At 36.7% G+C, this 14,875-nt stretch carries 15 protein-coding genes; 4 read left to right on the forward strand and 11 right to left on the reverse strand.

Annotated elements, in window-relative coordinates:
* Positions 1 to 58: 58 nt before the first annotated feature.
* Together BLW28_RS10630 and BLW28_RS10635 are read right to left on the reverse strand one after the other, a co-directional pair.
* Positions 59 to 661: a dual specificity protein phosphatase family protein gene (locus tag BLW28_RS10630; RefSeq protein WP_073219220.1), complete on the reverse strand. Its 603-nt coding sequence runs from the start codon at positions 659 to 661 to the stop codon at positions 59 to 61.
* Positions 662 to 681: 20 nt separating this feature from the next.
* Entirely contained in the window at positions 682 to 2,604 is a 1,923-nt protein-coding gene (locus tag BLW28_RS10635; protein ID WP_073219223.1) for an LTA synthase family protein, read from the reverse strand.
* 246 nt (positions 2,605 to 2,850) lie between these two features.
* Between BLW28_RS10635 and BLW28_RS10640 the strand changes: the two genes are divergently transcribed.
* Entirely contained in the window at positions 2,851 to 3,561 is a 711-nt protein-coding gene (locus tag BLW28_RS10640) for a glycosyltransferase family 2 protein (RefSeq protein WP_073219226.1), read from the forward strand.
* Positions 3,562 to 3,581: 20 nt separating this feature from the next.
* Here BLW28_RS10640 and BLW28_RS10645 read toward each other — a convergent pair whose 3' ends face one another.
* From BLW28_RS10645 to BLW28_RS10655, 3 genes are all read right to left on the reverse strand, one after another.
* A complete protein-coding gene (locus BLW28_RS10645) occupies positions 3,582 to 4,160 on the reverse strand; it encodes a phosphatase PAP2 family protein (RefSeq protein WP_073219229.1) in 579 nt (192 codons plus the stop codon).
* A 92-nt stretch (positions 4,161 to 4,252) separates the two neighbouring features.
* Entirely contained in the window at positions 4,253 to 4,483 is a 231-nt protein-coding gene (locus BLW28_RS10650) for a hypothetical protein (protein ID WP_073219234.1), read from the reverse strand.
* 108 nt (positions 4,484 to 4,591) lie between these two features.
* On the reverse strand, positions 4,592 to 5,974 hold the full coding sequence (locus BLW28_RS10655) for an MATE family efflux transporter (RefSeq protein WP_073219236.1): 1,383 nt from the start codon (positions 5,972 to 5,974) through the stop codon (positions 4,592 to 4,594).
* Between the two features lie 78 nt (positions 5,975 to 6,052).
* On the opposite strand from BLW28_RS10655, the gene BLW28_RS10660 reads away from it, so the two are divergent.
* The gene (locus tag BLW28_RS10660; RefSeq protein WP_073219240.1) at positions 6,053 to 6,334 is read left to right on the forward strand and encodes a hypothetical protein; all 282 of its coding nucleotides are present in this window, start codon (positions 6,053 to 6,055) and stop codon (positions 6,332 to 6,334) included.
* A gap of 194 nt (positions 6,335 to 6,528) precedes the next feature.
* Here the strand turns inward: BLW28_RS10660 and BLW28_RS15735 are convergent, their stop codons facing one another.
* The 4 genes from BLW28_RS15735 to BLW28_RS10680 form a co-directional block, all read right to left on the reverse strand.
* Entirely contained in the window at positions 6,529 to 6,849 is a 321-nt protein-coding gene (locus BLW28_RS15735) for a T9SS type A sorting domain-containing protein (protein WP_159431763.1), read from the reverse strand.
* 609 nt (positions 6,850 to 7,458) lie between these two features.
* Positions 7,459 to 8,925 carry a catalase gene (locus BLW28_RS10670; protein WP_073219245.1) on the reverse strand — a complete coding sequence of 489 codons (1,467 nt, stop codon included), beginning with the start codon at positions 8,923 to 8,925 and terminating at the stop codon, positions 7,459 to 7,461.
* 216 nt (positions 8,926 to 9,141) lie between these two features.
* Complete coding sequence (locus BLW28_RS10675; RefSeq protein WP_143036866.1) at positions 9,142 to 10,269, reverse strand: lipase family protein; 1,128 nt, start codon at positions 10,267 to 10,269, stop codon at positions 9,142 to 9,144.
* Between the two features lie 538 nt (positions 10,270 to 10,807).
* Positions 10,808 to 11,839, reverse strand: a complete 1,032-nt coding sequence (locus BLW28_RS10680; RefSeq protein WP_073219252.1) for a WD40/YVTN/BNR-like repeat-containing protein — start codon at positions 11,837 to 11,839, stop codon at positions 10,808 to 10,810.
* A 264-nt stretch (positions 11,840 to 12,103) separates the two neighbouring features.
* Between BLW28_RS10680 and BLW28_RS10685 the strand changes: the two genes are divergently transcribed.
* Positions 12,104 to 12,400, forward strand: a complete 297-nt coding sequence (locus BLW28_RS10685; protein WP_073219254.1) for a cupin domain-containing protein — start codon at positions 12,104 to 12,106, stop codon at positions 12,398 to 12,400.
* Positions 12,401 to 12,458: 58 nt separating this feature from the next.
* Here the strand turns inward: BLW28_RS10685 and BLW28_RS10690 are convergent, their stop codons facing one another.
* Entirely contained in the window at positions 12,459 to 13,355 is an 897-nt protein-coding gene (locus BLW28_RS10690) for a LysR family transcriptional regulator (protein WP_073219258.1), read from the reverse strand.
* A 109-nt stretch (positions 13,356 to 13,464) separates the two neighbouring features.
* On the opposite strand from BLW28_RS10690, the gene BLW28_RS10695 reads away from it, so the two are divergent.
* Complete coding sequence (locus tag BLW28_RS10695) at positions 13,465 to 14,088, forward strand: LysE family translocator (protein WP_073219261.1); 624 nt, start codon at positions 13,465 to 13,467, stop codon at positions 14,086 to 14,088.
* A gap of 147 nt (positions 14,089 to 14,235) precedes the next feature.
* Here BLW28_RS10695 and BLW28_RS10700 read toward each other — a convergent pair whose 3' ends face one another.
* Entirely contained in the window at positions 14,236 to 14,685 is a 450-nt protein-coding gene (locus BLW28_RS10700) for a KTSC domain-containing protein (RefSeq protein ID WP_073219264.1), read from the reverse strand.
* Positions 14,686 to 14,875 lie beyond the last annotated feature (190 nt).

Consider the following 14,875-nt stretch of genomic DNA (forward strand, 5'->3'; position numbering starts at 1 on the left):
GAGTAAAATAACACGTTTTGGGTAATAAAAGCAGTAAGGAAAAAGAATTTGGTCTTTTCTAAAGTGATTTCCCTGTAGCCGATGGTTTGTTTTCAGGACCAATTCTTCTTCTTTCGTAGCTCTTCACGTACTCCCCTTTTTTCGTGCCATTGTCAAAATTGCCAAATTTCACGATAAAACGACTATTTTTTCGAGCTTCCTCATTGTCCATATCTTCATATTCCATACGGTAAATTGCAGAAAACAATACCGCGCGTCCTTCTCCATGATGACAATGAATTAACACTGGATAATTTAAACTGTCGTCCATTACCTCTAAAAATCGATCTACCGTTTCATCTTCTGGAATTTGCTCTGAGCCAATGTTGTAGTAATTAACTCCAGGAAGTCCTTCAATAACTCTTTTTTCAGCCAATAGTTCTTCAGGAATTTCAGGATTGTTTACCAAATCATCGGTCCCTGGAAATCGAAGATCGATTACACTTTTAATGTTATATTCTTCAATATACCCTGGTAATTCATCGGGTGGAATAACTCCAGATTTGTAAACTTTCCCTTCGGTTACTGGTTTAAAATTGTGGTTAATGTTTGTGTCATACACATATTTTCCAACAGCTATAAGCACTATAGCTGCAAAAGCAATTAATAATATCTTTTTCATTTTTGTTGATTTTTAAAACGTTATAATTCTTTATCGATGATTCGTTCGTAATAATCCTGAAGAAATGCCTTACAAACCAATTCCAATTCATCCATTTCAGCATTCCTATTAGCAATTAGGTTATTCTGAAGTCCTTTATCTTGAATATCATAAAAACCAATAGCTCTTTCGCCGTTAAATATACAAATATAATTTCCTCTTTGAAGTTGGTAGTATTCCGTTCCATTAATTACAAACGGTTCTATGTCGTTATCCCCTATCAAACTTCGGCCCCAGCTTCTAAAAGGTTTATCGTAACCAACAAGATCGAGCAACGTTGGATAGATGTCTATTTGCTGTGCAAGCTCCCTGTTATCGCCCTCAAAACTGCCATCGGGTTTGTAAAAAAGTATAGGAACAGCATTTCTATTAATCACTTTTCCGTAGAAATCTTTAAAATGAATCTGATTTCCGTGATCTGCCGTAATTACAAAAATGGTGTTTTCAAACCACGGTTCTTTCTTTGCGGCTTCAAAGAATTTTTTAAACGCATAATCCGTATATCCTACTGTTTGGTGCATAGGAACATATCCTTTTGGAAATTTCCCTTCAAATTCTTTCGGAATTATATAGGGTTCGTGTGACGAAACAGTGAAAATAGTGCTAAAAAACGGCTGCTTTTTTTCACTCAAAGTAGTCTTCATATATTGAAAGAAAGGCTCATCCCAAATACCCCAAGAGCCATCAAAATCGTCGTCATTATTATATTCTGTTTTTCCGTAATAATGTTGAAAACCAAGGATGTTTCCGAAGCCTAAAAAACCCATCGACCCGTTTGGTGCGCCGTGAAAGAAAGACGTGTCATACCCCAATTCGTCCAATGTGGATACCAAGGATTGTATATCTTGTTTTGAATAAGAAGATGAAGTAAAAGCATTTTTAAATGAAGGAATTCCAGCTAAAATTGAAGACATTCCGTGGATAGACTTACTTCCATTGGCATACGCATTTGAAAAAATTAAACTGTGCTGTGCCAACGAGTCCAAAAACGGCGTAAAGCTTTCATAATTAGGGATATTTGAATGCTTATTAAATGCGCCCCAATATTCCCTACCATAACTTTCCGTGATAAATAAAACGATGTTAGGGGTGGTTTTTGGATTGTTTGAATACTGTTTAATTGGCTTAAAGTACTTCTCGATAGTTTCATCTGAAATACCAAATGGCATTTTCTTAAACGAATTGGAATTAAATGTTCTAATAAATGCAAAAGGTGTGTTTAGAACAATATCAGAATGTTCTATTCTCGTTACGTGCCTACTCGCATCAAGCATATTAATAGGCCGCGTGCTTTTTTTGAAATCCCCTCCCCGAATTCCACCAACAATTAAGGTACCGATGACAACAAAACCTATTAAGGACGAAAGCAAATAGGGAATTTTGCGAATAGGACGAATTATATGCCTTACCCTGACTTTCTTATACAGATAAATCCAGAGTGCAGCCACGATAATAAACAATAGGTAAACGTGCCAATAGGACACAAGAAACCTAAAAAACATACTAAAACCGTTAGACTCGTGTTTTAAAAGGTCCCAAACTACAATTGTGGTTCGTGTAAAGGTGTATTTATAGTAGATAAAATCAACAAAATTTAGCGCATAGCCAATTAAGTTGAATGTGAAATAGACATAAAAAAGCAACTTTTGATACCCTCTATTTGTATTGATAAAAAGCGGGAGGATCGAAAGTAGAATGAAGAGCAGGTTTAGGTATAGAATTGCCGCAGTATCGAATATCAATCCGTAATACGACAAACTAAAAAATTCGCCTACGCTCTCAACATTTAGCACACTTTTGTTGTACAAAAAGAAGAGAAATCTAGCTACAAAGTAAAACACATAGGCTAGAAACAACCTATATAGTAATACCGCATATTCATTGGTTCTAAAAAAACTTCGCATTGTTGATTTTGAAGGCACAAGTATAAAAATTATTCTATAGTATTCGGTTGTCTAATGGCTCTTTTTTCAAAAAATCAGCAATAAACCAAGTTTAGAAATGTCTTATATATTCGGTAAGGAATATAATCAAATATAACTAGTCAAACCAATAAACTCAATACCAGTTAGACATTTAAACCTCAACCTTTGACTTCTTCAACTTCTAAGCTAAAAAAATTACATTTGTAAATTCCATAACAACCACAAATGCCCGAATTAACAATTATCATTCCAGTTTACAACGAAGCGGAAAATTTACTTCGAGTGGAAAAGGCATTGGTGGAATACCGCGCGATAGCAACTAAAACGACTGCTTTTTTATTTGTTAACGATGGTTCTACAGATAAAAGTGAAAAGTTAATTTCAGAAATCTGCGAGCACAATATCGATTTTCATTTTATTTCGTTTACAAAAAACTACGGACTCAGCGCAGCGTTAAAAGCGGGGTTTGATTGGGTTGAAAGCCCATTGCTAGGATATATAGATAGCGATTTGCAAACTACTCCTGAAGATTTCAACCTCCTTCTTGAATATATAGATGAATACGATTTGGTTACAGGCGTACGAACTGGTCGAAAAGACGACTTTGTAAAAAACGTTTCATCCAAGGTAGCTAATGGAATCCGCCGACTTTTCACACAAGACGGAATGCAAGACACGGGATGTCCTTTAAAAGTTATCAAGACCGATTATGCAAAGCGAATTCCAATGTTTAATGGACTTCATAGATTTTTACCCGCAATGATTTTATTGCAAAAAGGCCATGTACATCAAATCCCTGTACGGCACTTTCCGAGAATAGGCGGTGAAGCAAAGTTTGGTGTGTGGAACAGAATTTTTGGTCCTTTGTCGGCTTGTTTCGCGTATTTGTGGATGCGACGAAATTATATTCGATTTGAGGTGAAGAAAAATTCATAAAGAGCCTCCCCTCGCTATAATTAAGGCTTCATTTCAGGATTAAAACGTTGTTGTCCTTTCCGTTGTAATAAGTAAAACAGCCAACCTGTTAAACCTCCAAAAGCCATTCCTGACACTACATCTAACGGGTAGTGAACGCCTAGATAAATTCTGCTATACCCCGTAAGGATTGCCCATACAAGCAATATGAAAGGTAAATACTTATACCACTTTTGAAGGCTCAAACCTAAAAAAACAGCAGCCGCCATGGAACTAGCTGCATGTGCCGAAAAATAACCGTATCTACCACAACCACTGGCTACAAAGCGCATATATTCTTTTAATTCTTCAACTTGGCAAGGTCTTGGTCTGCGAATTCCATATTTAAAAAGACTGGAAATTTGATCGGTAGCAGTAATCATTAACGCCACACAAACAACTACAACCAAAGTCCCTTGTAAACCATAATTTCTATAGATAAGATAGAGTAGAAAAATATAAAGCGGAATTGAAGAAAACTTATGGGTAATAAACAACCACAAACCATCCCAAGGCTCACTGCCTAGATTGTTCAGAAAAAGAAATATTTCGGTGTCTAATTGTAGTAGTTGGTCAAGCATTCTCTTGAGTTCTATTTATAAATTTAGCTGCTGAGATTCGCCATGATTACACGAATTTATAAAAAACATTCAGGTATACACGCTAATTCAAATTATTCCTCATCATACCGCGCAATCTCCCTGTCATAAAAATCATTCGCACCTTGAATTAAGCCTTCTGCTTCAGCTTCAAGTTCTTTTTGATCTTCTTTATCAAAATCTTCGAGCCATTCTACTTCATCATCTTCAAGATTGATAATAAATCTCGGGAATTCAGTATGTATCACAAATATCGCCGTTGGGTAATCGCTGTTGTCGCCTAATAAGTATTTTGGGAAATCCATTGTTTAAAAAGGTTATATGTTACTGGTTATTGAGTTATTTCTAGCTATGAGTTCAGAGTTATGAATCTTGTGTATCTAGTCTCTATTCTTTGATTTATTCTTTCTTGTTTATTCCACATTGCCCAAACGAATCAATTTTTTCGAAAGATAATTAAATCTAATGAATAACATAATGGCACTAGCTGTAAGTCCGGCGAGGAGGCCTATCCAAATTCCCATACTTTCCAAAGAAGTGTGCATACTTAAGTAATACGAAATTGGGAAACCGATAATCCAGTAGGCGATAAATGTGAAGACGGTGGGTAGCTTTACATCTTGCATGCCTCGCAGCGCACCAAGGGCAACCACTTGCAAGCCATCGGTAAATTGAAAGATCGCTGCGATTATCAACAATTGTGACGCCAGCAAGACCACCTCACTATTATCTGCAAACTGAGCCAGATTATCATAATCTAGGAATATTTTTGGCAGTGAACCATTGAACAAGATAAAGCCAACCGCAAAAATCAAAGACAACACTGATGTCAATAAGAAAATAGATATCGCCACACGGCGCAATTCCTTAAAGTTCTGAAGTCCTTTTTGATTGCCCACACGAATCATCGCCGCAACACTAAAGCCCATTGCCACCATAAAGGTCATAGATGCTAGATTTAATGCTATTTGATTGGCTGCCTGGGGATTCTTTCCTAATATTCCCGAAAGCCATACTGCCGAGGTGAAGATTCCCACTTCAAAAAACATCTGCATAGCCGAAGGAAATCCAAGATTCAATAGTTTTTTAAGCATTGCCTTGCTCAGGGTGAAGATTTTAATTCCAGTAACAAAATAATACGATTGCTTTTGCCTACTCAATAAAAACCAGAGATAGAAGACCATTACCACTCGCGAAGCTAACGTACCGATTGCGGCACCGACCACGCCCATTTCTGGCGCCCCGAGCTTTCCGAAGATAAACATATAATTAAGAAGCACGTTTACCAAATTGGCTACAAAGGTTGCATACATCGGGAAACGGGTCATCGACATTCCGTCTGCAAACTGCTTAAACCCTTGAAAAATTATCATTGGCACCAATGAAGCCGCTACTAACGTAAGATAAGGCATCGCCAAATCTACTACCTCAGGCGGTTGTTTCATCATATACATCAAAGGTTTTGAGAGCATTACCAATGCAAACAGAGCGATTCCGAGAACGATGCACAGGAACAAGCCGTGCTTAAAGGAGGACTTTCCTTTTTCACGATTTCCTTCGCCATCTGCCTCGGCAACCAAAGGTGTTATAGCTGTTGAAAAACCAATGCCTAAAGACATTGCCACGAACATAAAGCTGTTTCCTAACGATACTGCTGCCAATTCCGCACTTCCCAGTTGCCCAACCATTATGTTGTCGACCAAGGCAACAACCTGATGTCCCAACATCCCTAAAATAACAGGGGTGGCTAGTTTGGTGTTGTATTTAAATTCCCGTGTGTAATCTGAAAGCGCCAAGATGCAAAAAATTTTCGGCAAAGATAGGGTTTGGGATTTTTAGAAAGGCGTGTGAGGGTTTAAAAGTTTAAAGGGATTATGAGTTTAAAAGTAAAGACCAAACTCGATGTTTATCATTTTCTAATTATTAAAACATTAATACCTTCTTTAACAAGCAAAGGAAATAGAAAAATCAATTTACCCATACAACAAATTCGCTATCAATGGAATATTATTGCTAGAATTAGCAGTGTTATCGTTTTAAAAGATAGTAGCAACGTTGATAATGCAGCATTACTGAAATTGAAATTTTCCTTAACCTGTCCTACTTCAGAACATATTGATATTAAAAGTAATAATAATAAAAATGGAATGGTTTAAATCTAGGGCGTTACCCAATTAGCGTAGTCATAAAATTGAAAACACTTATGCTTCTGTAAAACAACATTCTAGTTGGAACGAGTTTTTTCATATTCTTCGGAAAGAATTAAATTTGGTACTAACCGAAAAAACTAAAACAATATTTTTATAAACTATTTACCTTTTCCATAATTATAAATTTTTACACCTATTCCCTATTCAAGTATGATTTTGTTCACCAAAACACCCTTATCGGAAATTAGTTTCAGAAAGTAAATTCCCTTAGAAAACTCAGATAAGTCTAGTTGAGTTTGTGGAGCAAGCTCTTTAATTTTCTGTCCAGCAATATTGTAAATCTGAATTGTCTGTATATCTTGGTTTTCAATATGTATTATACCACTTGACGGATTTGGAAATATTGCTGCTTTTGAATATTCATAATCTGCCACTTTTATTGCTGCTCCTTGAATTTGAACAGTTTCAGTATAACCAGACTCTACTGGACCTGGGTTATATACCGCGGTTACGTGTGCCAAAAATTCTGCACCACCATAATAAAGCAAAAAATCAATGCCGCAATTTGAACTTCCCTCTAGATTGTATAGACTGTTTTCAGTTTGAAATCTATACAGTTCGTCTCCAGCGTAAATATTATACCCTATAAGCTCGTCGTGAGGAGAGTCCAGTTCGTCCCAACTAAGTTGAAAGTAATTATTCGGACTTTCATAATACTGTATCCAGGTTAGATTAGTTATCGGGTTAATTTGCCCAATAGTCTGAAAAATAAATGTAATGAAAATTGCAATTTTAAGTATAGTTCATTTCATGACGTATGTTTTTCTAAAAGTAATATAAACACAACCCCTAATCTATACCCGTTAATAGGTATTTTACAAACAACTAGATTTCTAACCATTTAATCGTATTATAAACGACCAACACACCATAAAACAATTATAATTAAATAATTACGCTTTACAACCTACAACCATTAAAGCCAAAACGGGATAAACCAAATTAGTAAACACAAGCTTCTTGAACTGTGTTAAATTAACAAACGAAGCCGCAAAAGAGCGGCTTCATTTTCTTGTTTAACTGTAACACCAAAACTTCACTCAGAAGAAAAGGTAAATGATTATTTTATATTATTCTTCTAGCTTTAATGTACTAATATCAATACCTAAAGCTTTGGCAACGCCTTTTCCGTATGCTGGGTCTGCTTTGTAGCAATTGGAAATGTGTCTTTCCTGAATAAACCTTTCGGCACCTCCAACCTCAGCAGCTGTATTTTTAAATAATAGCTCTTGTTTTTCTGGTGTTAAGAGTCTGAACAGATTTCCCGGTTGCGTGTAGTAATCGTCATCATCTCGATGATCGTAATGAAATGCTGCACCTTCCAATTCTAAAGGGGGCTCAACAAATTCTTTTTGCTCTTGCCATTGGCCATAACTATTTGGTTCATAATGCAGTGTTGCCCCTTCGTTTCCATCTACGCGCATTGCTCCATCCCTATGGAAATTGTGAAATGGACATTTAGGCTTATTCACAGGAATTTGATAATGATTTACACCCAACCTATAGCGCTGTGCATCGCCATACGAAAACAGACGACCTTGCAACATTCTATCTGGTGAAAACCCGATTCCCGGTACCACATTGGCAGGGTTAAAAGCAGCTTGTTCTACATCGGCAAAATAGTTTTCAGGATTTCTATTGAGCTCCATAATTCCTACATCCATTAGTGGATAATCTCCGTGTGGCCATACTTTTGTTAAATCGAAGGCATCAAAACGATAGTTTTTTGCATCGGCTTCTGGCATAATCTGAACTTGCAACTTCCATTTTGGAAAATCCTTATTCTTAATAGCGTCAAATAAATCGCGTTGGTTACTTTCCCTGTCGTTTCCAATTATTTCTTTGGCTTCTTCATTAGACAAGTTTTCAATTCCTTGTTGTGTTCTAAAGTGAAATTTTACCCAAAACCGTTCGTTTTCCGCATTTATAAAGCTAAACGTATGGCTTCCAAAACCATGCATATGTCTATATGACTTTGGAATGCCTCTATCGCTCATTAAAATCGTAACTTGATGAAGCGCTTCTGGCAATAACGTCCAATAATCCCAGTTGTGGTTTGCGCTCCGAAGGTTGGTTTGCGGGTCGCGTTTTACTGCTTTATTTAAATCTGGGAATTTATAAGGATCTTTCATAAAGAAAACAGGGGTGTTATTTCCTGTTAAATCCCAGTTTCCTTCTTCAGTATAAAACTTAAGCGCGAAACCACGAATATCTCTTTCAGCATCCGCCGCTCCGCGCTCTCCTGCAACTGTAGAAAATCGAGCAAACATCTCGGTTTTCTTACCTACTTCAGAAAATATTTTTGCCTTTGTGTATTTGGTAATATCGTGTGTAACCGTAAATGTTCCAAAAGCCCCTGAACCTTTGGCGTGCATACGTCTTTCAGGAATTACTTCTCGGTCAAAATGCGCTAATTTTTCTAAAAACCAAAAGTCCTCCAACAACATTGGTCCGTGTCTACCTGCCGTTTTTACGTTTTGATTTTCAGCTATGGGCCTCCCTGAGACAGAAGTTAGTTTTTTCCTTTCTTCTTTCATTGAATATAGTTTTAGGTGAATGGTTGTGTGCTTATATGCAGTGCTACAAAATGCAGATTATTTAAATAATAACGAGATAGGCAAGCCATAGTCATTTAAATATAACCTGAAGTTATAGTTTATAAATATACTAAAATTAGGTCAAAACATCTGAAACGTAGGTGCTGTTTATTCTATGGTTAACGCACAAACTTGAATTTCTGTCCTAATCAAATTTTAATTAGATTTTATAAGAATGTAATACGGATACACAGAATGATTTTCCCACACATTAAAGTTATCAGGGTCGTTCGGAAATAATTTAAAATATTCCTCATTTGGTACTAGTGGTACACTAACGCCCGATCGTTCAAAATTGAAGCTTGGCAGACATTCTGGTTCAATATATCCAGGTATAGCGGCTGCTATTTTTGGATACACGTTTTGGTGAATATCTTGGGTAATCTGACTGATAATTTTTGGAGTTACATTCGAAAACGCTTCAAAACCTTTCTCGAAATTTGGACCCAGCGTATAGTTAGCACCCGAAAGGAATCCTTTAATATCCCTAAACGGACTTACTTTTGGAAAGTCCTGAACAGATTGAAAGCTCATGGGTACACGCGGAACCCAATCAATCACATTGTTTATTGAAAACGCATATCCTCCCGCTGTTAGTTTTTCATAATCATACACATATTGTAGATTTCCTGTTTTTGGCGTTGCGATGCTATAGGTTTTGAAACGAATATCGGCGGGCAATTTTCCATCTTTCCGAAGATACCAAAGGTATGATGTTACCAGCAAGGAGTTGCCACTTCCTTGACTGTGTCCGACTATAATAAAGTCTCTGATTCCGTTGGTATATTGGGTGTTTATTTGGTCCACAAGTTCATCAGACATAAAATATAATCCCAATAACATTCCCAAGTGAACGCCTGCATCTGGCAATTCGGCTAACTTATACTCAAACCAGTTTGTTTCCGATACTTTTATTTTTACGTTGGCGGGTGCCATTAACGAATATAGTACAGCGGCAGAACTCATTGCAGCTGTATCGATTATGGTTCCCCTAATAGTGATTACGGCCTTTTTATCATCTGTAAGCCAAATATCAAAACGGTTCATCAGTGGAGAAACTGTAGAGCGAAATACTTGCTTCATATTTTCTGGCGCAGGTGTTTTGAAACCTCCAATGTCTTCAGCATCATACGTCCGTTCTAGGGCTGGCATGATTTCGAGAATTTCAGTTTTATTATAACCCGCTTCTATCCCTGATAGTATTTTCGCTTTGCATCCCGAAGTCAGCACTAGTATTACGAAAACAAACAAAATGCTATATATACCTGAACAGATTGACTTCATTGCTCTTACTTTTTGAGGTGGAAAATAGGATTCACTATTTAAAAGCAATCCTATCCTAAATAAATTTTGTTGACTTTTTGATTTTTTTTAAGTTCTTCGATTTCTTTTCTTTTTTGCATCGCCCAAAAAAGAAACAAAAAAGTCTAGGCTGACGAAACTTTATCTGAATTTATCATTCGGCAGCTAAATTTCAGGAACTCGCTTTGATGTTTTTTGCTAAATATAAAAATTAATAATGCTCAAACAGCCTTAAATTTTTAACGCTACTCTCATTTCAAATTTTACGATAAATTTTCGATAGGCCGATTTGATATTTAATTTTCAACCCCTTAAAACATTAAACCGCCAGAAACATTACTAAGATGAGGTGTTTTTCAGAGATTAGTAAAACGTTTAGGATGCTAATGATTTAAAATAATAAATCTAAGGTATTTTAGCCATATTTATATACTTCAATTAAATAATTTATAACAACTGTCAACGGATAATTCAGCTATACAGACGCTGTATTAAAAACGCAATAAATAAATTAAATATGCTATTCAACGTAATATTTAAGTAGCACTCCAGAGCGGGATTCACCAATATACATAGATTTTTCATTGGTTAAACTAATTGCACTATACACTGAAATTGGATCGTTTAAATCTGGTAGTTGATCAACACGTATCCACTCTGGGGTTTCATTATTTATATAGAGCATTAATTGCCAATTATTGGCTGCTAAAGAATCGTCATATAAAATTACAGCTATATCGCCATTTTGATTAACATCAAATGTAGTTACAGTACTATTAGGGTTGTCTAGATTTGGTTTATCAACATTTGAGGTGCCATCAGGAAATAGAAAGAAGTTTCCTTTTTCGATTACATAATCAAAGGTATTTGGAAGGAAATCCTTTTCAGTCCAATCTTGGCCTGCGTTTTCTGTTAAGTATAAAATATCATTTACTATAACAAATCCATTGTTAGCATCTCTAAAATGGAATTCCGTAATATCATTATCCGAATTGAATATTCTTTCCCAAGAATTACCAGAATCTGAAGTTTTATACAACTGTCCCCTATCGCATTTATCTTGAATAAATCCATTGGAACTATCCACAAACTCTATAATACCTGGATTGATTGAGCCCGTTGACTCACAAATAAACCCAAATGGTCGAGTTGGGGAATTAGTCCAAGAGGAGCCTCCGTTTGTTGTTTTTAATATCCCATCGTAAACATTCAAAAACATTAATTCCTCGGTCAATGGAATGAGTCTTCCCACAATATCTTGATTGAGCAGATACTCCCAAGTTTCGCCACCCGTATTAGTTTTGTATAATTGCACCCCCGTCACAGCATACCCCACTTCTTCGTTTAAGAATGCTATTTGTTTAATGCTACAATATTGTGAGGTGCATACATCAAACGTTACATTTTGGGTAACACTCCTAAATCGCAACTCAGTTTCTTCTACAGGATCATCAGTTTCAATTACCTCTGCTTCATCAGAACTTGAACAAGCAGTGATGAACAACAGAAGCGATATAAATATTAAATTTATAGTGGTATTAACGGTTTTCATATAATTCTAAATTTCGTGTTTTCCCTCCACTTTTTATTGGCTTTAAACAAACAATAAATGAAATGTTCCCACCTAGGCTGAGTCGTTAAATAAAGGCTATGGAGCTAAAAAATAGCTTTTAAGTTATATCTCAAAGATACGTAAAAAGGGCATCAATGACACAATCAGCAATTTCCGTAACACGAACAGTTGCGAAATAAGAGTTAATTGTCTAATTTAGAAGCAATATCTTTTCAGAATGAGAAATAAACAAAAAACACTGTCATGAAATCGGTAACCAACCCAACGATAAAGCCATTGGCTAAAGGAGATAAGTTTCAAACTAAACAGATGCGTGCTAAGGCGGGAGAACTATTGCCAAAACATAGCGCAAGTATCGAGTCTGTACTGATAGTATTAGAAGGTGAATGCGTTTTAAACTTGGACGGCACCGAGCACAGCTTGCGTCAAGGCGACAGCTTTATTGTCCCTTCTGCAATTGAACACCAAATACGGGTTGTTTCGGATTTTAAAGCGGTTCACGTAATGACCAACGATATTCAGTTTAAGTTTATTGAATAGATTTATGGGAAATAAAAGTCCACATTACAGGAATGCGAAAGTATTTAATCGAGACTTTCTATAATATTATGCGTGCCTTTATCTTCTCCCCCAAGGCTTCGGAATGTTGTATTATTTTCTCGATCACCTCATTTTCATCCTTCTTTCGCCAATTTACGTACAGATCTACTTCTTCTTGCAAATTGATGAATCGAACGCCGGTATAACTTCCAAACTGAAAGGAATACGGCAAGATGGATATTCCCAGGCCATTGGCGACCAAGTTTAAAATCAATCCGCCAAAATCGGTTTCAACGTGAGTTTTAGGCTCGAAGCCGTAGGTGGTGAAAATACGACGTAATAGCGTGGCAAAAAAGGTTGTATGATGCAATCCTGAAAGAATAAAGCTCTCATTCTCGAGGCTTTTGAAATCGTGATACGTATTTTCGTTTAACCAATGATTTTCCGCTACCACCAAACAAACGGGTTCCGAATACAGTTTCTTAGAAGATAGCGCTGGGTGCTGAACGCTATCTCTACTAAAGGCAATATCTATATGGTAATCCAACAACAACTTTTCATTGGTGGCATCAGTGGGCTCAACCAATTCCATTTTCATCTCTGGCATTTCTGCGGTAAAAGTCCGAAGTAATTCAGGCAGGAAACTCGAAGAAATAGAACCAGGATAGGCGATAGAAATAAGGCCAGAACTGCCCATATTGATTTTTTTTGCCTGGGTTTGTGCGCGATCCATATCATCCAATAATTCTCTCCATCGTTTCTGAAGAAACTTCCCCGCCTCGGTTAGTTTGACATTTCGTTTATCTCTTTCCAATAGTTTAAAACCAAGCTCTTCTTCCAAACCCTGAATCTGTCTGCTCAAGGACGATTGCGACATAAAAACCTTTTCAGAAGTCCTCCAAAAATGAAGCTCTTCTGCGAGTACCAAAAAATATCGCATTTGCTGAATGGTCACCTCTAATCCGTTTTTTGCATTAATACATCAAATATAACTATTTTTCAATTGCGATTGCTGTCATTCCTTTGCATAAAAAATTTGGTACTCTTTTAACGAGAATAGACAGATGGGAATTGAAAATTTTATGGCTTTCGGGGTTACGGCATTGCTTTTTATAATGACTCCAGGAATGGACACCATTTTCGTATTAAACAGAGCTATTAGTCAAGGTAAAACCTCAGGTGCATTTGCGGCGTTAGGTGTAAACGCGGGCGTATTAACGCACACGCTCTTTGCTGCCCTCGGACTCTCTATCCTTGTGGCCCAATCGACCTATGCCTTTACAACAATCAAATATGCAGGTGCTGTTTACATTATCTATATGGGCGTTATGCAATTGATTAAAAAGCAAGAGGCTACGGTTTCCAAAGATGCGATTCAGAGTATGAACACCCGTAAGAAGGATTTCATTTCAGGTTTTATGACAAACGCCTTAAATCCGAAAGTCGCATTATTCTTTTTAATATTTTTCCCTCAATTTATATCGCCCACTCAGATTCAGAACCCTGTTCCCTTTTTTATATTGGGGCTAACTTATGCTGTGCTGGGCGTTATTTGGTATTTATGTCTAACCTACTTTGCAGGTTCTTTCTCCAAAAAATTCCAAGCAAATCCGAAATCTAGTCTATGGATCAATAAGGTTTCAGGCGGGATTTTTATTCTTATGGGAATTGGAATTGCATTGGGATAGAAAGCAATTAAAAGGGTTTTCGCAGGTATACAAAAATCCACTAATGCCGAAGGTGATTTTAAAGGATGCATCAGCGCTCCTTAAAATCTATCTCGTCAATAGTGGACTAAAGTGATTTAGTAGAATTCTTTAAAACAAAGCAGAAGACTAAACCTCTTCTACAGCGCGTTTAGATTTTCTATAGATGTAGTTTGGATAAATGGTTCGCTTTGCAAAACGATTGAGCTTGTCGCTGTTTACCATTTTTATATAAACCTTTCTAGTAACCCCAAAATACTCATACGTAGTACCATCCAAATAGCTAATCTCCAACACCATCCCTTTATGCTGAAAATCGGCAATGCCAGCGTTTGTGATGGTTTCTGTATACTCTTCTAAGTTTGCTGCCTTGGTTTCTGGAGCAATGCTCACTAGAAAATGGTAGCCATCAATAATTTTACGGCTGATTATTTCAGCTTCTTCTTGACGCTCGTCCCCATCCTGAAACTTGTCTGGATGCCACTCTTTTACCAAGTTACGGTAGCTGGTTTTAAGAGCCTTTAATTCTATTTCCTTTTCAACTCCAAAGAGTTTCTTGTATTCGTTAATGCGTTTCATAAGCTATTTTTGCGGCCGCGAAAGTACAGTTAATTAATTTAGGAAATGGGGTATGTGGTGGAAAGATAATATACGGGTGAAGCGCCCGAGAAAAGAGACAAGATCGCTGCGCTACTAGAGTCTAGAGGCAAGACTAAAAAGTTGACGTATTGAATGTGTAGTTAATTGAATTTTAAGTTAGTCTAAATTA

The organism is Aequorivita viscosa, from assembly GCF_900106795.1.
Classification (GTDB): domain Bacteria; phylum Bacteroidota; class Bacteroidia; order Flavobacteriales; family Flavobacteriaceae; genus Aequorivita; species Aequorivita viscosa.

What these genes read in the sequence shown, in the direction of transcription:
- BLW28_RS10630 (WP_073219220.1), bottom strand. Translation starts at nt 661, where the DNA reads ATGAAAAAGATATTATTAATTGCTTTTGCAGCTATAGTGCTTATAGCT.
- BLW28_RS10635 (WP_073219223.1), bottom strand. Translation starts at nt 2,604, where the DNA reads ATGCGAAGTTTTTTTAGAACCAATGAATATGCGGTATTACTATATAGG.
- BLW28_RS10640 (WP_073219226.1), top strand. Translation starts at nt 2,851, where the DNA reads ATGCCCGAATTAACAATTATCATTCCAGTTTACAACGAAGCGGAAAAT.
- BLW28_RS10645 (WP_073219229.1), bottom strand. Translation starts at nt 4,160, where the DNA reads ATGCTTGACCAACTACTACAATTAGACACCGAAATATTTCTTTTTCTG.
- BLW28_RS10650 (WP_073219234.1), bottom strand. Translation starts at nt 4,483, where the DNA reads ATGGATTTCCCAAAATACTTATTAGGCGACAACAGCGATTACCCAACG.
- BLW28_RS10660 (WP_073219240.1), top strand. Translation starts at nt 6,053, where the DNA reads ATGAGTTTAAAAGTAAAGACCAAACTCGATGTTTATCATTTTCTAATT.
- BLW28_RS10670 (WP_073219245.1), bottom strand. Translation starts at nt 8,925, where the DNA reads ATGAAAGAAGAAAGGAAAAAACTAACTTCTGTCTCAGGGAGGCCCATA.
- BLW28_RS10675 (WP_143036866.1), bottom strand. Translation starts at nt 10,269, where the DNA reads ATGAAGTCAATCTGTTCAGGTATATATAGCATTTTGTTTGTTTTCGTA.
- BLW28_RS10680 (WP_073219252.1), bottom strand. Translation starts at nt 11,839, where the DNA reads ATGAAAACCGTTAATACCACTATAAATTTAATATTTATATCGCTTCTG.
- BLW28_RS10685 (WP_073219254.1), top strand. Translation starts at nt 12,104, where the DNA reads ATGAAATCGGTAACCAACCCAACGATAAAGCCATTGGCTAAAGGAGAT.
- BLW28_RS10695 (WP_073219261.1), top strand. Translation starts at nt 13,465, where the DNA reads ATGGGAATTGAAAATTTTATGGCTTTCGGGGTTACGGCATTGCTTTTT.
- BLW28_RS10700 (WP_073219264.1), bottom strand. Translation starts at nt 14,685, where the DNA reads ATGAAACGCATTAACGAATACAAGAAACTCTTTGGAGTTGAAAAGGAA.